Raw genomic sequence first — 25288 nt, 5'->3', positions numbered from 1 at the left:
GCGAGCGCAATTTCAACGGATGGCTCGAGAAGGTGCGTCGGCGGGTCGGAGGCGGCGCCGATCGGCTCATCAAGCAGTTCGAGAAGATTTCGCATGGCGTTTCACCAGATCATTCGAGACCGTGTCGATGATCTCATCGGATAGTGCGGGATCTGGCACCACGCGGGAGAGGACAACCGATCCGATCATCTCGGCGAGCGCCGTTATCGCCGCGCTCCGCTTCGCTTTTGCACTGCTTCCTGGCACGAGCTTGGTTAGAAGCGCGATATAGTTGCTGACGATGCTGCCGAAGCACTCCCGCAGCGCCGGATCGTCGTGACGTGCCGCGTCGGCAGCCATTGCTGCAAGGCCGCACCCCTGCCCCGGATCATCGCGGTGGTAGCGCGACACGTAATGACGCATGAGGGTCTCCAGCGGATCATCGCTCGCTGCAATACGGCCCGCGATATCCTCGCTCATATCCTTGTAGGCCCGCTTGACCGCTTGAACGATGAGGTCGTCCTTTGACTTGAACTGCCGGTAGAAGCCTCCGGGAGTGAGCCCGGCAGCCCTCATCAAGTCGACAAGCCCGATACCGTCGATCCCACGTTCCCGGAACAGCCTTGCGGCGGTCGCGATCACCCGCTCGCGATTCTGCTCGACCGTTTCCTTGCTGACCTTCACGAGCCCTTTCCTTCCGATGGCGGCGGCCGACACACAACGCCGGCGTGACCTCTTTCGACGGGGCTCGGACCCGGCGTCCGGAAGGCCCTTGACAATGATTACATACATAATCATAAATGGACGATGATTACGATCATAATCATTAGCGGCGCTAACAAGGGAATTCGAGATGGCACAGGCACAATCACGCACAGCGGGCGAAAAGGTCGCCCTGATCACGGGCGCTTCCGGGGGCATCGGGCTTGCGGCCGGAATTGCCCTGATCCGCGCGGGATATCGGGTGTTCGGCACTAGTCGTCAGGCCGCGCCCGACGAGGTGCGGCAGGGCATTCATATGCTCCGCTGCGATGTCACCGATGATCAGTCGGTCAAGCAACTGATCAAGGATGTCGTCGGGCTTGCAGGCCGGATCGACGTGCTCGTGAACAATGCCGGCCGTAGCTTGATCGGCGCCGCCGAGGAATCATCTCTCGATCAAGCCCGGAGCCTGTTCGACATCAACGTCTTCGGCATCCTTCGCACCACCACTGAAGTGCTGCCCATCATGCGCAAGCAGGGCCGGGGCCGGATCATCAACATCAGTTCGGTGGCAGGCTTCCTGCCCGGACCGTATACAGCGCTCTACAACGCCACCAAGCACGCCGTCGAAGGCTATTCCGAATCGCTCGATCACGAACTGCGAACATTCGGCATTCGTGTCTCACTGGTCGAGCCAGTCTTCACCCGCACCGCGCTGGAAGAGAATGGCGCCAAGCCCGACCGGATCCTGAGCGTCTACGACAAGGGACGCGCGGCCATGAACGCGACTTGGCGCAACGGCATCGCGGCCGGCGATCCCGTGGAAGCCGTGGCGGACAAGGTGGTGCAGGCTGCCACCGAAAAAGAGCCGAGCATTCGGTACGCGCCCGGAAAGGTGGCGGGTCGTCTCCGCCTGATGCGACGCTTTGTTCCTGAAAAGACTTTCGAGAAGAGTTTTCGCAAGCAGATGGGCGTGGCCGATTGATCGCGCTACTCGAGCGATCGCCAAGCAAGCAGACATGTCTCTTTCACCGAGGAGCGACCCATGAAGTACTATTTGTGCAAGTACATTCCGCCGCGCGCTGATTTTCTCGCGACCATGACCGCCGATGAGAAAGCATGGATGAAGCAGCACGGCGCGTTCCTGGATGACCTGCTCGAAAAGGGGCAGGTCGTCGCGCATGGCCCCGTCATGGACCCGAGTGGCGGTTATGGCGTGTCGCTCTATCAGATCGCCGATGACCAAGAGATAAAGGCGATCACCTCGGAAGACCCCATCGTGAAGAACGGCGCCGGTCACTATGAGCATCACCCGATGCTTCATCTGAAGGCGCGCGGCTGACCGCGCCGCTCCGACGATTTGTCATCATCGATCCCCGGCAGAGCATCCCGATACTCGAAACTCAATTAGGACAACATCCATGACGACCGCACTCGTTACCGGCGCCTCGAGCGGCATCGGCGCAGTTTACGCACGCCGCTTGGCCGCACGCGGCCACGGCCACGCACCGAGATTTACGAACGAGCTGGTGGCGACGCCAGCAAGGTGCCCAATGTCATGGAGGTTGAAGATATCGTGGATGCGGCCCTGGTCGGCTTCGATCGCAAGGAATTGGTGACAATTCCGCCGGTGCCCGACGTTCGGCCTGTAGTGTCTCTGCCATGTCGGTCGGCGCCGTCGCCACTGAAACCCTATCGCCCATTGCCGCTTGAAAGCGGTCGAGCATTGGGAGATCGGTGCGGCAGCCCTCAGCCGATAGGGTTTGCCCAGCTATTCGAGGACAGCGACGAGCCCCATCGGGCTTCCGGCTCGGAAGCCATAAGCAAGAATCGGTTCCATTGGAATGGGGCTAAATACCTTGGGGCAGATCGAGATGGTCTCAGGATTCCTCGATAAATGGTGGGGAAATAATTGAGATCGGATTATTAGAGTACCAAACCTGACTCTTTCACCCACCGCTCGTGAGCGGCGAATGTCGCAGGTGACGCATCATCAGCTTTGCGGCATCGGCGTTGCGTCCGGCTTCGAGCAGGTCGAGCATGCGAAGATGATCTTTGATGTGGCGCCGTACTCCCGGTCTATCGGCAAATGTACCGTAAGCGAACAGGCGACGTATTGAGTTCACGCGTTTGAGCGCTTCGAGGAAGAACGAATTATCGGTGCCGCGCATGATCTCTTCGTGAAATTCGCAACCTGACTGGAACACCTCGCTGAGCGACATTTGCTCGAATTCGCCTCCGAGAATCCGAAGGTGGCGCTGACGCAGCCGCTCGATGGTGCCCGAGGAGAGGCGATAGCCCGGCTGCGTTATCGCGGCTGGCTCGATAACGGCGCGGAAAGCGAGGCTCTGTTCATAGGCTTCCGGACTCGACAACATTTCGGCGAAGCGCCAACCGTAGCCCGGCATTCGCTCCATCCAGCCTTCCGCGGCCGTGCGGTCGAGCAGGCGCTGCAGTTCCGGCCGGCTCAGCCCGTAGCGACGCATCAGTTCGGATTCGGTGACGTTCGCCGGCAGGCGGTTGCCGAGGCGATCCACAGCGATCGCGGCATACGCCTCGTCGCCGTGCCTGAACGTCGCAAGCGCCGACTCTGCCGCCACGCTGCGCGTGTCCTTGGCGAGGACGAAGCCGCAATTGGGCTCGCTCTTCGCCAGCCCGGCGGTCGCAAGTGCTCGCAGGCCCAACCTGATCGGCCCGCGCGAGAGATCGAGTTCATCCGCCAGGCGCTGCTCGATCAGCCGGTCGCCCGGCTGCATTCCCTCCCGCCGTGCCACTTCCAGAATGCGGTGTGCCGTGAGCTCGGCACGGCCTGAAGTTGACCGGGCACCGCCATTCCTGACGGACCGATTTTTGGGATTGTCGAGCGTCGGCACGAGCACACACCGTGATGTTTGGACTTGACAGAGCGTTTCATAGATTGTTCTTTGTTGCAAGAAATAACAATTCCCTCTGGGAGGGTCGAAGCGATGGCGAACGCGCCGGACGTCCATATTTGCGAGGCTGGTCCGCGTGACGGCCTGCAGAACCTCGATATCTTCCTTCCCACCGAGGCGAAATGCGCGCTGATCGACGCCATCGTCGCGGCGGGGGTGCGCGAGATCGACGCGGGCTCCTTCGTGCCGCCGAAGGTGGTTCCGCAATTTGCCGATGTCGAAATCGTCATGGCGCATGCGCTCGCGCGCAAGGAAGCCGCCACCATCGGCGCGTTGGTGCCTAATTTCAAAGGCGCCGAGCGCGCCATTGCCGCCGGCGTCGACGCCATCTATTTCGTTATCTCGGCGAGCGAGACTCACAACCAGGCCAATGTTCGTCGCACCATCGGCGAGCAGCTGGAAGGATTCCGCGCCGTGCGTGCCGCGATCGACGCCAGGCCGGTCGGCAATCGCCCGCACCTCGTCGGCGGTATTTCGACGGCCTTCGGCTGCTCACTGGAGGGGCGCATCGGAGAGGGCGCGGTCCGCCGATTGGCTGCGGCCTATGCCGAGGCGGGTGCCGACGAGATCGGGTTGGCCGACACCGTCGGATATGCCACGCCGCCCCTGATCAAGCAGATTGTTCAGGGCGTGCGTAGCGACCTCGGCGTGGCAATGAGCTTGCGGCTGCACCTGCATGACACCCTCGGCATGGGGCTCGCCAATGTCGTTGCCGGACTTGAAGCCGGCATCCACCGCTTCGATGCGGCGGTGTCCGGTCTCGGCGGGTGCCCTTTCGCGCCTGGAGCGCGTGGCAATATCGTGACCGAGGATCTGGTCTTCATGCTGGAAGAAATGGGCCTCTCGACCGGAATCAACCTCGACCGGCTGATGGCGACGCGCGCCATTCTCAGCGCGCACATTCCGGCCAGGCATCTGACAGGCCATCTGCACGAGGCAGGAATTCCGAAGGCGTTGCGGAGGGCCGCGTGAGCATGGCGGACCAGTGCGCAACCGGGCGTACCAATGATCTGCGCCCGCTCGCGGGTCTGCGCGTCGTGGAGTTCAGCCAGATGGTGATGGGTCCCACCTGCGGGCTCATCCTCGCCGACCTCGGCGCCGACGTCGTGAAGGTGGAGCCGCCCAAGGGCGATCGCACCCGTTACTTCAAAGGACCGGCGGCGGGCTTCTTCGCGACCTATTGCCGCAATAAGCGCAGCGTGGCGATCGACACCAGCTCAACGGACGGCCAGGCGGTCGCACGCCGCCTGATCGAAAAAAGCGACGTGATGATAGAAAACTTCCGGCCGGGTCTGCTCAAGCGTACCGGGCTCGACTACGACTCGGTCGCGAGCTTCGCGCCGCATGTCATCTATTGCTCGCTGAAGGGTTACCTGCCGGGTCCCTATGAGAATCGCCTCGCCCTCGACGAGGTAGTGCAGATGATGGGCGGCCTCGCCTACATGACCGGTTTGCCTGATCGGCCGATGCGCGCCGGCGCATCGGTCAACGACATCATGGGCGGCATGTTCGGCGTGATCGCCATTCAGGCAGCGCTCGCCGAAAGGCAACGTACCGGCCGCGGCCGCTACATCCAGAGCGCACTTTACGAGAACAATGTGTTCCTGATGGCGCAAGCGATGATGTACGAAACCGTCACAGGCCAGCCGTCGGTCCCCTATTCCGTCAAGGACAGTCCGTGGCCGGTTTACGACCTGTTCGACACCAAGGATGGCTCGAAGCTCTTCGTCACCATCGTGGGCGAGGAGCAATGGCAGGCCTTTTGCCGCGCGTTCGACCGGGAGATTTGGCTGAGTGATCCGCGCTTCGCCTCGGGACAAGATCGCGTTGACTGCCGCGGCTGGCTCATTCCGGAGATCGCAAGCATCTTCAAGCAATGGGCTAAGGCCGAACTGTCCGCTGTGCTTGAGAAGCTGGGTCTGCCTTACGCACCTGTGAACACGCCTGGCGATCTCTTCGCCGATCAGCATCTGAACGCTTCGGGCGGACTCGCCGACATTCGCCTTCCGGATGGTCGTAGCGCCAGAACACCATTGTTGCCCATATCTATGGATGGCCAGCGGCTGCAGAATCGGAGTGATCCGCCGCAGATCGGTCAGCACTCCCAGGATGTACTGAATGAGCTCGGCTTCTCCTCGATCGACATTGCAAAGCTGGCGCGGTCAGGCGCCATCGCAATGACGACGGGATGAAATTCCGGGTACCCAGGTCCGCTAAAAAATAAACTATCAGGAGGAATGCATGCTCGTTACACGCCGCCATGCCATCATGACGGGGGCAGCTTTGGCCGCAACGCCCCTTCTGCCTCGAATCTCGCACGCCGAAGCCAGGCTGGCCACTCTCGCGTTCGGGCCGGTCAGCCCAATCTACGCCATCAGTATGGTCGCGGACTTGAAAGGTTACTTCAGGGAAGAGGGCGTCACACTGAAGCTGTTGACCGGCAACGCCGGCACGTTCGGCCGTCAGACGCTCGCGGCCGGACAGGTGATGTTCGCGCATGGCGATGCCAGCCATCCGCTGCAGCTCACCGCGCGCGGCAAGCCGTGCAAGATATTGCTCGCGACCGAAGCGGTCGCGTCCTATGCCAGTGTTGTGGTGCGCAAGGATCTGTACGATGCCGGCATTACTTCAATCGAAAAACTCGCCGCCTATAAGCGGCCGGACGGCGCCAAGCCCATTGTCGCGGCAACGGCGATCGGATCCGGCACTTGGGTATACGGCACCTATGTCTTCGAGGCGCGCGGGCTCGCCGACAAGGTGAACTGGGTGGCCGGCGGCGGGTCGGCCACCATGTTTCCTTCGCTCGAGACCAGGCAGTTCGACGCCATCATGGCGGCCCCGAGCTGGATCGTCGAGACCGAGACGAGAGGTTTCGGCAAGGCCATCTACAACACCGCTGAGCCGGGTGTCTTCGAGAAGGATTTCGGCGGCACCTTGCCCGTGCTCGTCATCTACGCGCTGCAGGACACCATCGATCAGGACAAGGCGACCGTGCAGGGTGTCGTCAACGCCATCTACCGCGCGATGCGCTGGGTGAAAACGACACCGCTGGACGAGGTCCATGCTCTGGTCGCGGACAAATATTTCGCGGGCATCGACCCGGTCGCGGTGAAGGCCGAGCTCGGCTTCGACAAATCGACCTGGGTCTATGACGGCCGGATCGATCAGGCGTCCTATGATCGCGGCGCAAAGCCCTGGTATCGCAAGGGCACGGATATCCCCGAGACGAAATATCAGGATATCGTCGACATGAGCTTTCTCGACGCGGCTCAGGCGAAATACAAGTGACCGACGTGACCTCCGCCCCAGTGTTGTCGGCGCCGCAGGACACGCCTGGCGGGGCAGGTCCCGTCCGCATCGCGGTCGACGGGCTCACCAAGGTGTTCGGCGCGCCGGGCAGAGAGTTCACCGCAGTCGATAATGTCTCCTTCAAAGTGCGTGAAGGCGAGTTCGTGGCGCTGCTCGGCCCGTCCGGCTGCGGCAAGAGCACCATCCTTAACATGGTGGCGGGGCTGTTGCCGCGCTCCAGCGGACGCATCCTGATCGATCAGGATGACATCGAGGCCGGCAAGATCAACCGCAAGGTCGGCTATGTCTTCCAGCGCGACACTGTTTTCCCGTGGCGAACGGTCGAGGCCAATATCGGCTACGGCCTTGAAATCGCAGGGCTCCCCAAGGCGCAGCGCAAGGCGCGCGTCGCCAGGGCGATCGACACCGCCGGCCTCACCGGCTTCGGAGACAATTTTCCGCGGACGCTCTCCGGCGGCATGCGCCAGCGCGTGGCGTTGATGCGCACGCTGATCATGGAGCCGGAAATCCTGCTGATGGATGAACCGTTCGGCGCGCTCGACACCCACACCAAGCTGGAGATGCACGCGACCCTGCTGGAGATATGGGAGCGCGAGCGCCAGACCGTGCTGTTCGTCACCCATGATCTCGGCGAAGCGCTAACCCTGGCAAGCCGGATCATCCTGCTCTCGGCGCGCCCCGGCCGGCTGAAGGACGATTTCGATGTCCCTTTCCCGCGCCCGCGCGATCCGGTGGCCTTGCGCGAGACCGAAGAGTTCGGCAGGCTCTATTCGCGCATCTGGCATTCGCTCGGCGAGGAATTCCGCCGGACCAAGGCGGACGCCGCATGAATCGCCGTGTCCTCATCCTGTTCTGGCAGCTCGCAATCCTGGCCTTGCTGCTCGTCGTCTGGCAATGGGGCTTTGACTGGAGCAAGGCGCTGCTGCCGAGGGCCTGGGTGCCAAAGATCCTCGATCCCTATTTCATCGCAAAACCGTCGGCGATCTGGGCCAGTTTTCTCAAACTCGGATGCCTGCGCCCGGGTGAAAGTTTTATGGCCTGCGTTGGCGCCGATCCGAACAATCTCTGGTTCGCCACGCTGGTGACGCTGAAGAACACCTGGTGGGGGTTCCTGTTCGGTTCGGCTTCGGGCATCGCAGCGGGGCTGATTCTCGGTCGGTCCGATCTCCTGGCTCGGATTTTCGGGCCCTATATCGTTGCGCTGAACTCGATTCCTCGCATCGCCGTAGTGCCTCTGATCATCCTGATGTTCGGACTCGGCGACATGTCGAAAATTGCGACAGCCTGGATCGTTGTGTTCTTCGTGGTGTTCTTCAATACCTTCGAGGGCACTCGGGCGGTCGACCGTGATCAGATCGCCGCTGCCCGTCTGCTCGGCGCCAGCGAATGGGCGATCCTGAGGACGGTGGTCGTGCCCTCGGCGCTCGCCTGGGTATTCGCTTCGTTGATGCCGGCGGTCTCCTTTGCGCTCATAGGGGTCATCGTTGGCGAGTTCATCGGCGCGGAACGCGGGCTTGGAAAACTCATCATTGAAGCGGAGGCCCGCGCCAACGCGAGTGAGATGATGGTTGCCATCTTCGTGATGATGGTAGTCGGCATGGTGCTCGCCTACATCGTACGTTTGCTTCAGTCTTACTTGCTGCGATGGCAGCAGCAATTTGAAACTCAGGCATGAGGTGGAACGCAATACGCTCAACACCCACAAGAGAAACAAAGAGCGGCTCAAGGCCCACTCCAATGTGAAATTTCATTTCACACCGAAAGCCCGTCCTGATTCAACCTGGTCGAAGTATGGTTCTCGATCCTGCAGGGGACTCAGCGGCGCTTCTTCACAAGCCGCAGGGTAGCGCCTCGTTTCGCCCAAGCCGCACGGCCCCCAGCCGTGCTTGATTGATCAGTTCTTTGGGGAAGATACCGCTCGCCGGGAGGATGTCATTGCCAACGTCGAAAGATGACGCTGGCGTTGACGCCTCCGAAGCCGAATCCATTCGAAATCGCATGCTCTATCGTCATGCGCCTGGCCTCACGAGAGACGAGGTCGACGCCTTCCGCGGCCGCGTCGCCATTTTCGAGATTGAGAGTGGGCGGCGCGACTTGGTCGCGTAACGCGAGGATCGTGAAGATCGCTTCCGCTCCCCCGGCTGCGCCGAGCAGATGACCAGTCGCCGATTTGGTGGCGCTCACGGCAATTTTGCCGTCGCGGCCAAACACGGATTTGATCGCTTCAAGTTCGGAAACGTCGCCAACCGGCGTCGAAGTGGAATGGGCGTTGAGATGCTGGATATCGCCGGGGTTGAGCCCGGCCTGCCTCAAGGCGCCTTCCATCGCGCGACGCGCGCCGTCTCCGTCCTCTGGTCCTGAGGTGATGTGGTAGGCGTCAGCCGTCGTGCCGTAGCCGGCGATTTCCGCGATCGGTTGGGCGCCGCGGCGGAGCGCATGTTCCAACTCTTCGATGACGAGGATGCCGGCACCTTCACCCATGACGAAGCCGTCGCGGTCGCGGTCGAAGGGGCGGGACGCGCGCGCTGGCGTTTCGTTGAAGCCCGTCGAAAGGGCCCGGGCGGCGGCGAAGCCGCCGAGGCTCACAAGATCGATGCAGGCTTCCGTGCCACCGCAAATCGCGATGTCCGCTTCGCCGGTTCGAATGAGGCGTGCGGCATCGCCGATCGCCTGCACGCTCGCGGCGCAAGCGGTAACGGGCGTACCGATGGGACCCTTGAAGCCGTAGCGGATGGAAATATGACCGGCCGCGAGATTTGCGAGAAAGGAGGGCACCGTGAAGGGTGAGAGGCGCCTGATCCCGCGCTGATCGGTGGTGCGAACCGCCTCGACGATTGCCGGAAAGCCTCCGATACCCGATGCGATCACGGTCGCCGCGCGCTCAAGCGAGTGTGCGTCGGAAGGAGTCCATGCCGCTTGTGCAATGGCCTCGGCCGTGGCGACCAGTGCGAACAGGATGAAGCGATCCATCCTCCGCTGATCCTTGGGAGGCACGACCAGATCCGGATCGAAGCCGCCATCCGGATCGTCGGCCTTTGCCGGCACGATTCCAGCGACCCGCGCGGGCAGGGTAGCAGCCCATTCGGGAAGGGCAGCCAGCCCTGAACGGGCCGCGAGCAGGCGGGACCATGTCAACTCACTGCCGCAACCCAGCGGTGATACCAGTCCCAACCCCGTAACGACGACACGACGCATAATCAGTTACCTTCCAATCTTGGTCCATCGTCGCTGATGGCAGCTAAGCTGCCATTCGCAGCAGATCGATGATCTCGGCTTCGTTTTTGAAGGGCCGCGGATTGGCCTGTACGAAGCGATGATTGATTGCAATCTTGCTAATCTGATCGAACTTTTCTTCGCCTATACCGACATCGGCGAGGCGGCCAGGTAGTCCAAGTGCTCTTGTGAATGCTGCAAAGGCGTCTGCGGCGTCGCCACCCGGAGCGCCAAGTGCCGTCGCCAAACGCTTCTGCGCCTCCTCGGTGAATGGTTTGTTGTAGCGGAGAAGGCTCGGCATGATGACAGGTGTGCAGTAGTAGTGGGGAACCTCGAAGGTGCCTCCAAGCACATGGCCAATGCCGTGGCTTGCTCCCATCGGGACGCGTGCCTGGAGGCCATAAGACGCAAGCCATGAGCCGTATTGGGATTGCCGACGCGCCTCCAGATCATCAGGCTGCTGCAAGGTCCGGAGCATTCCCTCGCGCAGAATGCGGATGCCCGCCAAGACGACTTCATCAGCTAACGGGGTGCCGGCGGGCGAGCACAATGCTTCGATACCGTGATCCATCGAGCGCGTTCCCGAGCCCATCCAAAGGTTCGATGGCGTTTGAAGGGTGAGGGCAGGGTCGAGGATGATCGCCAGAGGCATCATTTGGGGATGGAAGAAGATCTGCTTCAACTTATGGCGCTCATCCGTGACGAGCGCTGCTGCATTGTATTCGCCACCATTCAGCGTGGATGGTATTGCGATCTGTCGGACACCCGGCGAGCGGAACGGAGAATGGCTCACGCCCGGACCCATGAGGAAGGGATCAAAGCCCGCTTCATCGCGGATATCGTGTTCCATCGCCATGATGACTATCTTGGCGAGATCGACGGCAGAACCGCCACCTACAGCCACGATTAGATCGGCTCGCGCCTCCTTTGCATGAAGGGCAACCTCGGCAGCTTGCTTGCGTGTCGTGTGCTGCGCAATTCCATCGAAGGTCGCTGCATGTTTGTCGCCGAGCGTACGCCGGATCTTCTCGATCTCGTCGGTCTTTGAGTTCAAGGTTCGACTGACGATAAGGAAGACGCGCTTTGCGTTCAGCCGCTCAGCCTCTTCGTTGATGGCTTCAGACGCAGCTTTGCCATAGACCACACGATCGATTGCTGGAAAGTTGTGTGCACCAGCCCTGCGCATTTTTTATCCTCCAGTTGGAACGGTGGCCGAAGCCGATAAGTCGCTGTTATATGATGATAACCATTCTATTTGGATCTTTGATGCTCTGCAGGCGGTGATGAAGAGATAACTAAATCGCGACAGTCGTAGTCGCCGAAAAGCGGCGTTCACGATTGCAATTGATGGACACGGTCATTCGGCGTCCCAATCGGGCGTTGTTCGGGGCTGGATCCGAAGACCTTCAACTTCCCGCTCAAGCTTGCGACACGATCTTCCAGCCTGACCATGTAGTCACCGCGCGAATCATCCATGCTCAGAGTCTCAGCCCAGTAATTCGAGCCCTTCCAAAAGCGCCTGAACATAGTTGCGCGCTCCTGTGGTTGATCACTGCGATCATTCTGTCGCCAATATCACGCGAGCCAGCTCCGACGGATTCTCAACAGCTGAGAAGTGGCCAGTATTCTTCAGCGTCACCATCTGCGCGGCAGGAATCAGCGACCGTGTACGTTCGCGTTCATTTGGCCGAGACCAATCGCTTTCGCCATAAATGAGGGTCACAGGCGCAGAGATCTGCCGATAGTATTCGCGTGCCTTGCTCCAGGATCGCCAGCCTGCCAGCACCTTGCGTGCGATCCGCTTGTATCCCGGGCGGTGGGCTACTTCATCGAACTCAGCAAGCAAATCGGCCGGCAGTTTGCGCGGGTCGTGATATCCGCCGCCCATGATCTTGCCGAGAACCATCTTGTTTTCGAGCGACGCATTCACCGCGCCGAGCACCGGGATCTGCAAACTTCCGATGATGAAATTCGCGAACCAGTTGCCGCGTCGAATGCCGTCCCCGTAGCGGGTCTCGTAGTCGTAGGGGTTGATCGCATAGACCCGCTTCACCCGCTGTGGAAGCGACGCCGCCACTGTAAGGGCCAATGCGCCGCCGATCGACTCGCCAACAATCGTGACGTCCGAGAGATTAAGCTCCTCGATGAAGCGAATGACGGCCTGCCTGAAGTAGGGTTCGTCGAAGCTCGCGCTCGGATCTATCGGTGAGTGGCCGTGGCCCGGGAGGTCAATGGCGTACACCGTGTGCGATCTCGCGAGGAGGGGCGCAAGACTGCGGAAATATTCGAGCTGCGTCCGGATCGTATGTATGAGGAGCAGCGGAGGCCCGCTGCCGGTCTTTTGAAAACGTACACTTAGCTTATCCGATATCTTCAGCAAACTTGGTTTGGCTTCAGTCATGCTGAGCATTCGATCTCTCCGTGCTGCGAGGGGGCGCGCTTTCAAGCGGCAGCGGCGTTGCGAACCTGTTCGGCCGCGGCATCCAAAAGCGCCTGAGCCAGATCAGGGTCATTGACGACGCGCGATAGCGTCACCGCGCCGACCATCGTCGCGAGAATGGCCATGGCCTTGCCGCGGGAGGCCTCGTCGCCGGTCCCGGCGATGAAGCGGCCGAGCACTTCGAGATGCGCCTTGATTCCCGCTTCGAATTCCGCCTTCACGTCGGGGCCCTGTCGGGCGGCATCTGAGCCGAGTGCCACGATCGGGCAGCCGTCCATCTTTTCTCCGCGATGGTCGCCACTGAGGTAAAACGCGATCACCGCGCCAAGCGGATCATCAGGATTCTGAGCGGCCGCGTCCGACCATCGGCCGGACGCGCTCTCCAATGCGCGCTTGGACGCCTCTACCGCCAGATCCTCTTTTGAGGCGAACTGCTTGTAGAAGGCACCTTGGGTTAGGCCGGCCGTCTTCATCAGATCCTTGAGCCCGATGCCATCAAAGCCGCGCTCCCTGAAGAGGCGACTCGCCACGTTGATCACGGTTTGCCGGTTCTTCGCGGCTTGAATGCGACTCACGCGCATCTTGGACCTCCATTTGGATTTTGGTCGAACTCTATAACTCAGATAGAGTTCGAGCGCAATCTATCAAGTGGGGCATGGCGGAATCTGAGGCCCCTGGGTCGAAGTGGCCTATTTCGCGGGATCACGTTTTCGTCAGCGCTCCAATTTAGATTGCGATCGAACTCTAATATGATTATAGAGTTCGAACGAAATCTAAGTGGCTTGGAGATGGCAATGAGAAAGAGCAGACTTTTGGTCTTGGCAGGTGTCCTGATCGGGGCGTCTGGAGCAGCCGTCTTCGCTACTCTTGCTATTCCCGCCCAAGAAGCTTCCGCGGCGCGTGACCCGAGGCAGGAACCGCCGATGGTCAGACTGGCGACGGCAGCGCGGGTGAATGGATCCGAACGCGGCTTCACGGGCATCATCGGGGCGAGGGTGCAAAGCAACCTCGGGTTTCGTGTCGCCGGCAAGATCGTGGAACGGCTGGTGAATACCGGTCAGCAGGTCAAAGCCGGTGAGCCGCTGATGCGGATCGACGAAACCGACCTTCGCCTTGCGGTCACGGCGAAGCGCAACGCCGTTGCCGCAGCGCGTGCATCTGTCGTTCAGACCGACGCGGATGAACAGCGATACGCCAAACTGGTGAGCAACGGATGGGCTTCCCGACAGCGCTATGAGCAAGCGAAGGCAGCGTTGGATACGGCCGAGGCGCAACTCGCCACCGCCGAAGCCGATGCGCGGGTCGCCGAGAATGAGGCGACCTATTCGGTTCTGGTAGCGGATGCGGACGGAACGGTGGTCGAAACGCTTGGCGAGCCCGGGCAGGTCGTCTCCGCCGGCCAGACAGTCGTTCGGATTGCAAAGGCCGGCCCCCGCGAGGCTGTGGTTGCGCTTCCCGAAACGATCCGGCCAGCCATCGGCTCCGCGGCCGAGGCCCGCGTGTATGGGGCCGATGGGCGGCACTATGCGGCGCATCTGCGGCAGTTGTCGGATTCCGCCGATGCTCAGACCCGTACCTATGAGGCCCGTTACGTGCTCGACGGTGAGGCGGCGGCAGCACCGCTTGGCGCGACGGTAACCATTCGGTTGGCAAGCCAGGCGAGTCAGCCGGAAGTCCAGGTGCCGCTGGGAGCCGTGCTCGATGACGGCCGGAAGACCGGTGTGTGGGTTTTGGATAGCGCCACCTCAACCGTACGCTTTCGTCCAGTCAATCTTGTTCGAGTGAGCAGCGAAACCGCCGTGATCTCCGGATTGAGCTCTGATGATCGGGTTGTTTCCCTCGGCGCTCACCTCCTCCAGGAGGGCGCTCGCGTCAGGACTGCGTCTGAAAACAACGGAAACTAACGAGCGTCAATCTTTCCGCGATCACCGTCGGAGGACGGCAAATGCTATACAGCTACATTGTCAAGAAAGAGATCCGAAAGACCTTCGACCACGTCAACAACCATCGCTGGGATGACGCGGTGAAAGCGGTCGCGCCGAATGTCCATCACCGCGTTTCCGGCGCCCACGCGCTTGCTGGTGAGCGCCACGACAAAGAAGCGCTGCGCCGCTGGTTTGAGCGTCTCGGCCGCGTCCAGCCCACTCTTCATATCACGGTCAACAACATCTGGGTGACGGGCTGGCCGTGGCATACCACCGTGTTTGTCGAGTGGGACGGCACCGCAACGCTGCTCAACGGCGACGCGTCGTACGTCAACCGCGGTCTCCACGTGTTCACCCTGCGGTGGGGTAGAGTTTATGCACTCGAGGAATTTCAAGATTCACAGGAAGCGGCCCGTGGCCTTGCCGCCCAAGCGGCAGCGGGCCTCAAAGAAGCTGTCGCCGAACCAATTGTAAGTTAGCAGAAGCGCAGCCAGAGGCGCGCGTTCCTTAGAAGCGCGGTTCACTCGGCGCCCACCTGCTGCAGGACGGCGCGAGCGCCAGGACGAACGTATAGGATTAGGAGTGGCCAAGTGATGAATTTCAATCTTTCCGCGATCGCCGTTCGTGAACGGGCCGTCACCCTGTTCTTCATCGTGCTGCTGGCGGCGGCAGGCGCCTACGCCTTCCTCATGCTCGGGCGGGCGGAGGACCCTTCCTTCACCATCAAGACCCTGACGGTCACGACCGTATGGCCAGGCGCGACGTCGCGCGAGATGCAAGATCAGGTCGCCGAACCGTTGGAGAAGCGGATTCAGGAATTGACCTGGTACGACCGGGTGGAGACGACCACACGGCCAGGTTACGCGTACATGACGGTTACGCTGAAGGACAGCACACCGCCATCTAGCGTGCAGGAGGAGTTCTACCAGGCCCGCAAGAAGCTTGGGGATGAAGCACGCAAGCTGCCCTCTGGTGTGCTCGGCCCGTTCGTCAACGACGAATATTCGGACGTGAGCTTCGCCCTCTATGCGCTCAAAGCGAAGGGCATGCCGATGCGGGAGCTCGCCAGGCAAGCCGAGACTATTCGCCAGGACCTCCTGCACGTGCCCGGCGTCAAGAAGATCAACATTCTCGGTGAACGTCCCGAACAGATATTCATCGAGTTTTCCTATGCCAAACTGGCAACTCTCGGCGTATCGGCACAGGATATTGTTGCCGCCTTGCAGCGGCAGAACACCCTCACACCGGCAGGCTCGATCGATACCAAGGGGCCGCAGGTCTTCATCCGGGTCGACGGCGCCTATGACAGCGTACAGGCGATCGCCGACACGCCGATCGTCGCTGCGGGGCGGACGCTGAAACTCTCCGATATCGCCGGAGTCCGCCGCGGCTACGAGGACCCTCCCACCTACCTCATCCGCCACCAGGGTGAGCCCTCCATCATGCTCGCGGCGGTTATGCAAGAGGGCTGGGATGGCCTCGCGCTCGGCAAGGCGCTGGAGGAGAGGTCCGCAGCTATCGCTCGGACGCTGCCGCTCGGGATGACTCTGGCCAAAGTCAGCGACCAGGCCGTCAACATCACCTCGGCGGTTGACGAATTCATGATGAAGTTTGCGATGGCGCTCGGCGTGGTGCTGCTGGTGAGCCTGCTCAGCCTCGGCTGGCGCGTCGGTATCGTCGTGGCGGCTGCCGTCCCTCTGACGCTTGCCGTCGTGTTCCTCATCATGCTGGAAACCGGTCGGTTCTTCGACCGCATCACGCTCGGCGCCCTCATTCTGGCGCTTGGCCTTCTCGTGGACGACGCCATCATCGCCATCGAGGTGATGGTGGTGAAAATGGAAGAGGGCATGGACCGCATCAAGGCGGCGGCCTACGCGTGGAGCCACACTGCGGCGCCAATGTTGTCGGGCACACTGGTGACGGTCGCCGGGTTCCTGCCGGTGGGCTTCGCGCGCTCGACGGCCGGCGAATATGCCGGCAACATCTTCTGGGTCGTGGGGTTTGCCCTCATCGTCTCCTGGATCGTCGCGGTGATCTTCACGCCCTATCTTGGCGTCAAGATGCTGCCCGCGATCAAACCGGTCGAAGGCGGTCACCACGCGATCTACGGCACACCGAACTATCGGCGCCTGCGAAGCGTCATCACCTTCGCCGTGCGCCACAAGTTCGTAACCAGCGCCATCGTCGGCATCGCCTTCGCGCTTTCCGTTGTCGGCATGGGCGCGGTCAAACAGCAGTTCTTTCCGACGTCCGACCGCCCCGAAGTGCTGGTGGAGGTTCGTCTGCCGGAAGGCACCAGCATCGGGACGACGACCGCTACAGTCGAGAAGCTCGAACACTGGCTGAACCACCAGTCGGAGGCCAAGATCGTTACGAGCTATGTCGGTCAGGGCGCTCCCCGATTCTTCTTCGCGATGGCGCCGGAGCTGCCTGATCCGGCCTTCGCCAAGATCGTCGTGCTTACATCGGACGCGGAGGCGCGCGAGGCTTTGAAGCACCGGCTCCGACAGGCGGTGTCAGAGGGGCTTGCGCCTGAGGCCAATGTGCGCGTCACACAGCTTGTGTTCGGACCCTACACGCCGTTCCCGGTCGAGTTTCGGGTCATGGGGCCTGATCCGGCGCAACTATACGCTATCTCTGAAAAAGCGCTCGGTATCATGCGTGGCGTTCCCGATGTGCGGCAAGCGAACCGCGATTGGGGCAATCGCACACCCGTGCTGCGCTTCATCCCGGATCAGGATCGACTGAACCTCATCGGCCTCTCGCCAGCGGAGGTGGGCCGACAACTGCAGTTCCTCCTCACTGGCATCCCCGTTACGCAAGTCCGCGAAGACATTCGCAATGTCCCCATTGTGGCACGCAGCGCCGGCGGCGAACGGCTGGATCCCACGCGCCTGGCGGATTTCTCACTGATGAGCAGGGACGGCCGCCCGATTCCGCTCGACCAGGTCGGCCGTTCGGAAGTCCGACTTGAAGAGCCGATTATGAAGCGCCGCGATCGCACGCCCGTCGTCACGATTCGGTCTGATATCAATGAGGCAACCCAGCCTCCAGAGGTCTCCAAGGAGATCAAGACGGCCCTTCAGCCACTGATCGCATCCCTTCCGGCCGGCTATCGCATCGAAGTAGGCGGATCGATCGAGGAGGCAACCAAGGCCAATGACGCGTTGGCGACGGTCTTTCCCGCCATGATCGCCGCCATGCTGATCGTCATCATGCTGCAGGTGCGATCCTTCTCGACGATGGCCATGGTCATGCTGACGGCACCGCTCGGGCTTGTCGGCGTCGTGCCCGTGTTGCTCGCCTTCAACCAGCCCTTTGGATTCAATGCCATTTTGGGTCTGATAGGACTGGCCGGCATCCTGATGCGCAATACGCTGATCCTGACCGAACAAATCAAGGAAAATCGAGCTGCCGGCCTTGATGATTATCACGCCGTCATCGAGGCCACGGTGCAACGCACGAGGCCGGTGATCCTGACCGCACTTGCCGCCGTGCTGGCCTTCATCCCCCTCACGCATTCCGTCTTCTGGGGATCGATGGCCTATACGCTGATCGGCGGCACCGCGGTCGGCACGGTGCTGATCCTGCTGTTCCTTCCTGCGCTTTATGCCGCGTGGTTTCGGATCAAGCCGACTGCAGATGAGATCCATGAGGATTCTACGGAGGAACCGGAATTGCGAACAGCAATGGCTGCCGAGTAGGGCTCTGTTTGTCGGGCGAGACGGCTCAATTCCCGCCCGTTGGCTTCGCCTGATCATACGAGGGCGGTTGCGCAATCTTACCGCGGTGGGACAAAGCCGCCTCGCCACGCGCTTCTTCATTGTCTCCAAACGCGTCACGTTAGTTTGATAATAGAATGGACGTGTCGGCTGGGAGGGGGCACCCCATCACTCTCCTGGCTGGTATTCAGCGTGCGATCGCGGGTGGCTCCCCACGAGCTAATGGCTCCATACCAGAGATTTGCTGCAATAGTTGAACTCGTAAGTTTCCGCCAGCGCCGCGAGGCCCGTCGCCGGCCGGCCGGCAGACGATCATCTAAGAGCTTGACGGGTTCTAAAAAAGAACTGTAGTCTCGCGAGAACGACGTACCCCGGAAGGGTGCGCGTTCGGGAGGACGAGCAATGGTGGTGAAATGGAAGGCTGTTGCGGCTGTGGCTCTGCTTTTGAGCGGTCCGGCATTCGCGGCCGACGAGCCGGGAATCTCTGCTACCGAAATCAAGATCGGGGGGGTGTTTCCCTTCAGTGGACCTGCGTCATCGATCGGTCTCGTGGGCAAGGGAGTTATGGCCTATATTCAGTCGGTCAACGACCGCGGCGGCATCAACGGACGCAAGATCAGCTACATCGCGTATGACGACGCATACAGCCCTCCCAAGGCCGTGGAGCACGTCCGCAAGCTGGTTGAGAGCGACGAAGTGTCGTTCATGTTCGGCCAGCTCGGCACTCCCGGCATCTCGGCCACCGCAAAATACCTGCGGTCGAAGGGGGTGCCCAGCATCGCAATTATCAGCGGGTCATCCAAGTTCACGGACGTCGCCAATTACCCGCTCACCACGACAGGTCTTGTCAGCTACGACACCGAAGGAAAAATCTACGCCAAATATCTGACGAGGGCATTGCCAAACGCCAAGTATGCCATCCTCTATCAAAACGACGATCTCGGCAAAGACTATGTCAACGCCTTCAAGGGCTTCCTCGGCAAGGATTTCGACCGAAAAGTCGTGAGTGCTTCCTATGAGGTCACCGAGCCGACGGTTGATTCACAGGTCGTCAATCTGAAAAGCTCCGGTGCGGACGCTCTTGTGATCGCCGGCACGCCGAAGTTCGCCGCTCAGGCCATCCGGCAAGCCTCCGTGATCGGCTGGAAGGCGACCGTGATCATTAATTTTCCTTCCGGCTCGGTCGGAGGCACGCTCGCGCCCGCCGGTCTCGACAAATCGGTCGGCGTGATCGTCGGCACGACCAACAAGGATGTTCTGGATTCGGCATGGAAGGATGACCCGGGCATGCAGGCCTTCAGGGTGTTTTTCGACAAGTATTTGCCGGGCGCCGACATCACCAATGGAAGTTATCTGACCGGCTATCAGCAAGGCATCCTGCTCGAGCAGATTCTGAAGCAATGCGGCAATGATCTATCGCGCAAGAATATTCTTGCACAGGCCAAGAACCTGAAGGATTTCGTCGTTCCGACGGCGCTGCCAGGCATCAAGGTCAACACCACCGATACAGAGAACATGATCTGGACGCAGATGCGATTGCAGCGGTGGAGCGGCACGAGCTGGCAAGCCTTCGGGGAAGTGCTGGACGCCAAGTCCGAGTGACCTCGCATGGGCGAAGCGACGGGCGCGGCAGTTCGCGCGTTGAGTGTGAACTGCCGGCCGGTCTGGCCTGGCCGCCTGATTGACGGCTTGCAGCGTTGGCGCAGCAGCGATGGGCACCAGGAGTGGTGAATCGAGTCTCGCGCGCTGATCGGATATCGCAGCAATTCAGGAGATTATTTTCGATGTCGAGGGCACTGACGTTTGCGCCGAGGGAGCTTTCCATAGAGCGTCGAACCGACGGCACGCTCATGTTGAGCTCGCCCCTTGAGTTGGGAAGGTGTGACTGGCGCATCACGGATTTTCTTCCGACCTGGGCAAATTCTGCTCCCGATAGAATTTTTCTGGCGCAACGCAATGTGAACGGGGGATGGGACGAGATCACCTATCGCGAAGCATGGTTGCAGGTTCAGGCGGTCGGCCAAAGCCTGATCGATATGGGCGCAAAGCCCGCTGACAAGCTGGCGGTACTTTCAGGAAACTCGATTGAGAACGCGGTGATCTCGTTTGCCGCGATGTCGATGGGGGTAATCCTGGCGCCGATATCGCCAAACTACACGCTGATGCCCGGCGGCCTGGCTCGTCTCAAGGATATCGCGGAAGCGCTGCGCCCGAAGTTCGTTTTCGCTCAAAGCGGACGCGACTTTTCTGCGGCCCGCTCTATTCCCGAACTGGCAGCCGCAAGCTGGATCAGCGTCGATGGCGCGCCCGACACGTCGCCTTTCCTTGCCCTGACTACCCGAACTGGGAGTGAAGGATTCGAGCGTGCATCACGCGCGGTGTCTTGCGATGACGTCGCAAAGATTCTCTTCACGTCCGGTTCGACCGGCTTCCCCAAAGGCGTGCTCAACACCCACCGCATGATGGCGAGCTCCCTGCAAATGGGGAGTCTGCTGGTGTCTCCTCCGGAGGCGCCGGTGCAGGTTGAGTGGCTGCCCTGGCATCATACGATGGGCAGCAACGTAATCCTTCACAGCATTCTCAAGAATGGCGGGACGCTCTACATCGACGATGGCCGGCCGCTCCCTCAGCTCTTCCACAAGACGATCGCGAATCTCAAGGAGATTTCGCCGACTGCCATGTTCAACGTGCCTGCCGGCTATAATCTCTTGTGTGACGCGATCGAGAACGACCTCGATCTTGGCGCCAGCGTGTTCAAGCGGCTGGATCGATTGAGCTATGCCGGAGCTGCAATCTCGCAGGGCACGCTTGAAAAGCTCAATCGGCTGACATCGTCGATTACCGGCCGGCGCATTCCGGTCATGTCGGGCTACGGCACCACCGAAACGGCTCCAACAATCAGTACGACCCATTGGGCGACCGACCAGCCGGGCGAGATCGGTCTTCCCGCGCCCGGTCTGCGGCTAAAACTGATCCCTGTTTCCGATACTTACGAGGCAAGGGTCAAGGGACCCAATGTTACGCCAGGTTATCTCGAAAGGCCGGATTTGACGGAAAAGGCCTTCGATGAGGAAGGCTTCTATCGCATCGGCGACACCGTCTCGTTTCTGGATCCTCAGAATCCGGAACTCGGGCTCCGATTTACGGGCAGAATTTCCGAGAACTTCAAACTTGCGAACGGTACCTGGGTCTCAATCGGGAATATGCGTGCGGCGATCCTGGCTGCAACGCGCGGCGTGTTGCTGGATATTGTCGTCGCGGGAGAAAATCGTGAATCGTGCTCGCTGCTCTGCTGGCTGAATCCGACCGAGGCTGCACGGATTTCGAAGGCTCCAGCCGCCGATTTAGCCTGCGACCCTCTCGTGCTTCAATTTCTGAAAGCTCGTTTTCAGGAATACAACGAAACGGTTGGAAGCAGCGAAAGAATCTGCTCGTTCTCCGTGTGTAAGGATCCACCGTCGCTGGCGGCAGGAGAAATCACCGACAAGGCTTACGTCAATCAACGCGCTGTGCTGAAGAATCGTTCTGAGCAGGTCGAACGCCTCTACTGTGGTGGAGCGAGCCCGGATGTGATCCGGGTCTAGCGGCACCAGAGTGCATCTCGTGTCAGCCAGAAGCGGCCGCGGATGCTCGTGCGTGCAACGACCTGCTGCGGGAGGACTGGTGCGACGCTGCCGATTGCCACCTCAAGCGGCCCGGGAGCGCGCCTTGGCCTTGGAATTCTCTGACACTTTGATCGCCGGTTTGCTTCGGGCGCCCGGCCCCGGGTGGGTGTGAACCTCCTTGGCCGAGAGGGGCTCGCCGCATTCGGAACATACCATGACGGGGTCGAAGTTCTTTCCGCACTTGCGGTGCTGATGCAGCAACGGCCGACCGCGTTCGTCGACCATGTGGGTGTCTCCCCAATGCACAATCGCCATCATGATCGGATAAAGGTCGAGTCCCTTTTGTGTTAGGATATACTCATGGCGTTTCGGCGAATCCTGATACGGAATGCGTCGCAAGACGCCCTGCCGGACCAGCTTCTTCAGCCGCTCGGCGAGCAAATGGCGCGTGATTCCGAGCGCGGACTGGAATCCCTCGAACCGGCGCGTGCGCAGAAAGCATTCGCGCAGGATTAGAAGGGTCCACCGGTCACCGATCACGCCAATGGTTCGGGCCATCGAGCATGGCTCTTCCTCGAGTTCTTTCCATTTCATCAGCGATCTCCAGTCATCCTGCCCGTTTACCCCCTTCGAATCTCGGGGGAACCGACAAGCCACACCATTCTAGATAGGTACTAAATTCCAAACAATCCCTTGCGGTTCAAGTTAAATCAGCCCAAACGGGCCAGAATTGACAGTTCTAATTCAGAACTGTATGACTCCTCGAACCAAAGCCGGGGCGATCGGACCGATGCCCGGCCACGCAACGCGCTCTCGGAGAAAGCCGACATGACCCTCAAGGTGGAATTCCAGTTCGATTTCGGCAGCCCGAACGCCTATTTGGCGGAAGTAGCCATTCCGGGGATCGAACGGCGTACCGGCGTGAAGTTCGAGTACGTCCCGGTTCTGCTCGGCGGCATCTACAAGGCAACCGGCAATATGTCGCCGTTCGATTCGCTTCGCGGAATCAAGAACAAGCCGGAATACCAGGCGCTAGAGACCCAGCGCTTCATTCGCCGCCACAACGTCACGAAGTTTCGTCCCAATCCGTTCTTCCCGGTCAATACACTGATGCTGATGCGATGCGCCGTCGCAGCCCAGTTCGAAGGCATGTTCGAAACCTATTTTCGCGCAGCGTATCATCATATGTGGGAAGAGCCGAAGAAAATGGATGATCCTGAGATCTTTCGGAGCGCATTTATCGGGATCGATATCGATCGGTTGATCGCGCGAGCGCAGCAAGAAGACGTCAAGAAAAAGCTGATCGACCTGACCAACGACGCCGTCAGCCGGGGAGCATTCGGCTCGCCGACTTTCTTCGTTGGAAAGGAAATGTTCTTCGGCAAGGATCAGCTTCGTGACGTCGAGGAGTCGATCGTCGAACAGACCCGTCAGCCTATTCCGAAGACGGCGTAAAATCGGACCTCGATATCCGCGAATATGGTAATCAGGGCTGGACGACAATCTAAGTTCGGCTCGGGCCCAGAATAACAAAGTACAGGGGAGTGCCATGCCTGGTCCGCTCAACGGTGTTCGTGTCCTCGATCTGACTGGCGTGGTGTCGGGCCCCTTCGCGACCATGTTTCTGGCGGATCAGGGCGCCGACGTCCTGAAGATCGAGCCGATCGGCGGCGACATCACCCGCCGCAGCCGTGCCACCATCGACAAGGGCGGGGAATTCTCCGCGCTGTTCATCTCTTCGAACCGCGGCAAGCGTTCGCTGTCGATTGACGTCAAGAGCGCGGCCGGCCGCGAGGTGCTCGCCAAATTGGTCGCGCAGGCTGATGTGCTGGTGCAGAACTTCCGGCCCGGCACCATGGAGCGGCTCGGTCTCGGCGTCGATGAGGTGCGCCAGCGGCATCCACGCCTGATCTACGTTTCGATCAGCGGTGTCGGCGATACCGGCCCGTACGTGAAGAAGCGCGTCTACGATCCGATCATTCAGGGTCTGTCCGGCTTCGCCGATATCCAGTCGCAGCCGGTCACGAATCGTCCGCAGATGATCCGAACCATCGTCTGTGACAAGACCACTGCTGTTTTCACCGCACAGGCAGTGGCGGCGGCGCTCTACGCCCGCGAGAAAACCGGGCAGGGCGATCATATTCAGGTCGCGATGCTGGATGCGATGATTTCCTACCTGTGGCCGGAAGGCATGATGCAGTACACCGTGGTAGGAGCCGAGGCCACCGCCGCCGATCCCAACGACCGGCCGGATCTCGTGTTCAAGACCAGCGATGGCTACATCACGGCCGGCACCATTTCGGATTCCGAATGGCAGGGCTTTTGCCGGGCCTCCGGCGATCCCGAGCTTGCCAAGGATCCCCGCTTTGCGACGCCATCGGCGCGTTCGGTCAACGCCACGGCCCGCATCAACAAGATGGCGGAATACATCGGCCTGCATACGACAGCCGAATGGCTGGAGCGCCTCGACGCTGCCGACGTGCCGTGCGCGCCGATCCTGCGCCGGGGCGAAATCATCCACAATGAACAGGTGATCGCGCGTCAAATCATCGCGGAGTTCGATCAGCCGAAGGTCGGGCGGGTAAGGCAGCCGAAGCCGGCGGCCCGCTTTGAGATCAATGAGGCCGCGATCGGCGGGCCTGCTCCCCGGATCGGCGAGCACTCGCGCGACGTGTTGCGGGAACTGGGTTACGACGACAGCGCCATCGACAAGATGGTCGCCGGGCGCAGCGTTCGCGTGGCCGTCTGAACCGAAGCCTTTTCGCGACCGGCGAACCTCTGTTAGCCTTTCGCCGCGCCCGGGGTAATCGGTGACACCGGGACATTCGCGGCCACAGCCCGCCGATAAGCCTCCCGCCCCTGGATACGTTCGAGATAGGGTTGCGCGTTGTCGCAAATACCAACGCCGTAAGCGATGGCCCAATCCAGGCAAGTCGTCAGCAGGATGTCAGCGCTGGTAAATTGGTCACCCATCAAGAACGTCCGCCCATCTGCCAGCGCCACCTCAACGTGTCGTAACTGTTGCCGAAAATACTCGCCGGCTTGTGCGACGACTTCGGGCGCAACTCCATAGATGTGGCCCAATGCGTCTGCGCGATGGCGGCGCATGACGTAGAGGCTGGTGGAGTCGAGTTCGGCCACGATAAAGAAGCACCATTCCAGCCAAGCGGCGAACTCGCGCTGGGTTATGGGAATCAGTGAACGGTCGGGCGTCGAATAGGTTCGCGACAGATAGGCGACGATCGCGGCGCTTTCGCCGATGCAAAAATCGCCGTCCTGCAGCAAGGGAATCTTCTGGCGGGGATTGAGCCTGGTGTATTCAGCGGTTTTGGTCTCGCCTGTCCGCGGCCCGATTGGCTTGGATTTGTAGGACAAACCAAGTTCGTGCATGGCCCAGTGCGCACGAATGGTGCGGCTTGTGCCAACGCCCCACAGGGTAAGGTTTGGCGTCACGTTCATG

22 protein-coding genes and 3 pseudogenes are annotated in these 25288 nt (G+C 60.7%); 17 read left to right on the top strand and 8 right to left on the bottom strand.

The annotated features are described in order from the left end of the window. Positions 1-69: 69 nt before the first annotated feature. On the bottom strand, positions 70-663 hold the full coding sequence (locus V1279_RS28365; protein WP_334442719.1) for a TetR/AcrR family transcriptional regulator: 594 nt from the start codon (positions 661-663) through the stop codon (positions 70-72). Positions 664-832: 169 nt separating this feature from the next. Between V1279_RS28365 and V1279_RS28360 the strand changes: the two genes are divergently transcribed. From V1279_RS28360 to V1279_RS28350, 4 genes and pseudogenes are all read left to right on the top strand, one after another. Then, complete coding sequence (locus V1279_RS28360) at positions 833-1666, top strand: oxidoreductase (RefSeq protein WP_334442717.1); 834 nt, start codon at positions 833-835, stop codon at positions 1664-1666. Between the two features lie 60 nt (positions 1667-1726). Then, a complete protein-coding gene (locus tag V1279_RS28355) occupies positions 1727-2023 on the top strand; it encodes a YciI family protein (RefSeq protein WP_212423377.1) in 297 nt (98 codons plus the stop codon). A gap of 79 nt (positions 2024-2102) precedes the next feature. Beyond that, positions 2103-2180 (top strand): annotated as a pseudogene (locus tag V1279_RS38005) (SDR family NAD(P)-dependent oxidoreductase); the annotation flags it as partial. A 5-nt stretch (positions 2181-2185) separates the two neighbouring features. Beyond that, a pseudogene (locus tag V1279_RS28350) lies at positions 2186-2320 on the top strand (SDR family NAD(P)-dependent oxidoreductase); the annotation flags it as partial. A 310-nt stretch (positions 2321-2630) separates the two neighbouring features. On the opposite strand, the gene V1279_RS28345 reads toward V1279_RS28350, so the two are convergent. Next, entirely contained in the window at positions 2631-3437 is an 807-nt protein-coding gene (locus tag V1279_RS28345; protein WP_334442713.1) for a GntR family transcriptional regulator, read from the bottom strand. 210 nt (positions 3438-3647) lie between these two features. On the opposite strand from V1279_RS28345, the gene V1279_RS28340 reads away from it, so the two are divergent. The 6 genes and pseudogenes from V1279_RS28340 to V1279_RS28315 form a co-directional block, all read left to right on the top strand. Next, on the top strand, positions 3648-4586 hold the full coding sequence (locus V1279_RS28340) for a hydroxymethylglutaryl-CoA lyase (RefSeq protein ID WP_334442711.1): 939 nt from the start codon (positions 3648-3650) through the stop codon (positions 4584-4586). Between the two features lie 2 nt (positions 4587-4588). Then, positions 4589-5806, top strand: coding sequence for a CaiB/BaiF CoA transferase family protein (locus tag V1279_RS28335; protein WP_334446605.1), 1218 nt, complete (start codon positions 4589-4591; stop codon positions 5804-5806). 49 nt (positions 5807-5855) lie between these two features. Next, complete coding sequence (locus tag V1279_RS28330) at positions 5856-6902, top strand: ABC transporter substrate-binding protein (protein ID WP_334442709.1); 1047 nt, start codon at positions 5856-5858, stop codon at positions 6900-6902. Next, positions 6899-7753, top strand: coding sequence for an ABC transporter ATP-binding protein (locus V1279_RS28325; protein ID WP_442894828.1), 855 nt, complete (start codon positions 6899-6901; stop codon positions 7751-7753). Before V1279_RS28330 ends, V1279_RS28325 begins: the two co-directional genes overlap by 4 nt. Then, positions 7750-8598, top strand: coding sequence for an ABC transporter permease (locus V1279_RS28320; RefSeq protein WP_334442707.1), 849 nt, complete (start codon positions 7750-7752; stop codon positions 8596-8598). Before V1279_RS28325 ends, V1279_RS28320 begins: the two co-directional genes overlap by 4 nt. A 10-nt stretch (positions 8599-8608) precedes the next feature. Further along, positions 8609-8736, top strand: a pseudogene (locus V1279_RS28315) (IS630 family transposase); the annotation flags it as partial. Positions 8737-8855: 119 nt separating this feature from the next. Here V1279_RS28315 and fabF read toward each other — a convergent pair. The 4 genes from fabF to V1279_RS28295 form a co-directional block, all read right to left on the bottom strand. Beyond that, positions 8856-10118, bottom strand: a complete 1263-nt coding sequence (fabF, locus tag V1279_RS28310; protein ID WP_334442705.1) for a beta-ketoacyl-ACP synthase II — start codon at positions 10116-10118, stop codon at positions 8856-8858. Between the two features lie 43 nt (positions 10119-10161). Next, a complete protein-coding gene (locus V1279_RS28305) occupies positions 10162-11322 on the bottom strand; it encodes an iron-containing alcohol dehydrogenase (protein ID WP_334442703.1) in 1161 nt (386 codons plus the stop codon). Between the two features lie 372 nt (positions 11323-11694). Then, the gene (locus V1279_RS28300; protein ID WP_334442701.1) at positions 11695-12546 is read right to left on the bottom strand and encodes an alpha/beta fold hydrolase; all 852 of its coding nucleotides are present in this window, start codon (positions 12544-12546) and stop codon (positions 11695-11697) included. A gap of 32 nt (positions 12547-12578) precedes the next feature. After that, entirely contained in the window at positions 12579-13157 is a 579-nt protein-coding gene (locus V1279_RS28295) for a TetR/AcrR family transcriptional regulator (RefSeq protein ID WP_334442699.1), read from the bottom strand. Between the two features lie 213 nt (positions 13158-13370). Between V1279_RS28295 and V1279_RS28290 the strand changes: the two genes are divergently transcribed. The 5 genes from V1279_RS28290 to V1279_RS28270 all read left to right on the top strand — a co-directional run bounded on the left by V1279_RS28290 (position 13371) and on the right by V1279_RS28270 (position 21807). Then, positions 13371-14480 (top strand): efflux RND transporter periplasmic adaptor subunit, encoded by a 1110-nt coding sequence (locus V1279_RS28290; protein WP_334446603.1) that lies wholly within the window; start codon positions 13371-13373, stop codon positions 14478-14480. 41 nt (positions 14481-14521) lie between these two features. Continuing rightward, positions 14522-14980, top strand: a complete 459-nt coding sequence (locus V1279_RS28285) for a nuclear transport factor 2 family protein (RefSeq protein ID WP_334442697.1) — start codon at positions 14522-14524, stop codon at positions 14978-14980. A gap of 114 nt (positions 14981-15094) precedes the next feature. Further along, entirely contained in the window at positions 15095-18205 is a 3111-nt protein-coding gene (locus tag V1279_RS28280; protein WP_334442695.1) for an efflux RND transporter permease subunit, read from the top strand. Positions 18206-18625: 420 nt separating this feature from the next. Beyond that, complete coding sequence (locus tag V1279_RS28275) at positions 18626-19825, top strand: ABC transporter substrate-binding protein (protein WP_334442692.1); 1200 nt, start codon at positions 18626-18628, stop codon at positions 19823-19825. Positions 19826-20007: 182 nt separating this feature from the next. Further along, positions 20008-21807: an AMP-binding protein gene (locus V1279_RS28270; protein ID WP_334442689.1), complete on the top strand. Its 1800-nt coding sequence runs from the start codon at positions 20008-20010 to the stop codon at positions 21805-21807. 102 nt (positions 21808-21909) lie between these two features. On the opposite strand, the gene V1279_RS28265 is transcribed toward V1279_RS28270, so the two are convergent. Next, positions 21910-22422 carry a winged helix-turn-helix transcriptional regulator gene (locus tag V1279_RS28265; protein ID WP_334442687.1) on the bottom strand — a complete coding sequence of 171 codons (513 nt, stop codon included), beginning with the start codon at positions 22420-22422 and terminating at the stop codon, positions 21910-21912. A 234-nt stretch (positions 22423-22656) separates the two neighbouring features. Between V1279_RS28265 and V1279_RS28260 the strand changes: the two genes are divergently transcribed. Then, complete coding sequence (locus tag V1279_RS28260; RefSeq protein WP_334442685.1) at positions 22657-23283, top strand: 2-hydroxychromene-2-carboxylate isomerase; 627 nt, start codon at positions 22657-22659, stop codon at positions 23281-23283. Positions 23284-23377: 94 nt separating this feature from the next. After that, positions 23378-24577, top strand: a complete 1200-nt coding sequence (locus V1279_RS28255; RefSeq protein ID WP_334442683.1) for a CaiB/BaiF CoA transferase family protein — start codon at positions 23378-23380, stop codon at positions 24575-24577. A 32-nt stretch (positions 24578-24609) separates the two neighbouring features. Here the strand turns inward: V1279_RS28255 and V1279_RS28250 are convergent, their stop codons facing one another. Further along, entirely contained in the window at positions 24610-25287 is a 678-nt protein-coding gene (locus V1279_RS28250; RefSeq protein ID WP_334442681.1) for a glutathione S-transferase family protein, read from the bottom strand. Between the last annotated feature and the right edge of the window lies 1 nt (position 25288).

Origin of the sequence: Bradyrhizobium sp. AZCC 1610 (genome assembly GCF_036924515.1) — a bacterium.
GTDB lineage: Bacteria > Pseudomonadota > Alphaproteobacteria > Rhizobiales > Xanthobacteraceae > Bradyrhizobium.
Note: the sequence above shows the minus strand (reverse complement) of the source record. Positions and strands in the feature narration are given on the sequence as shown.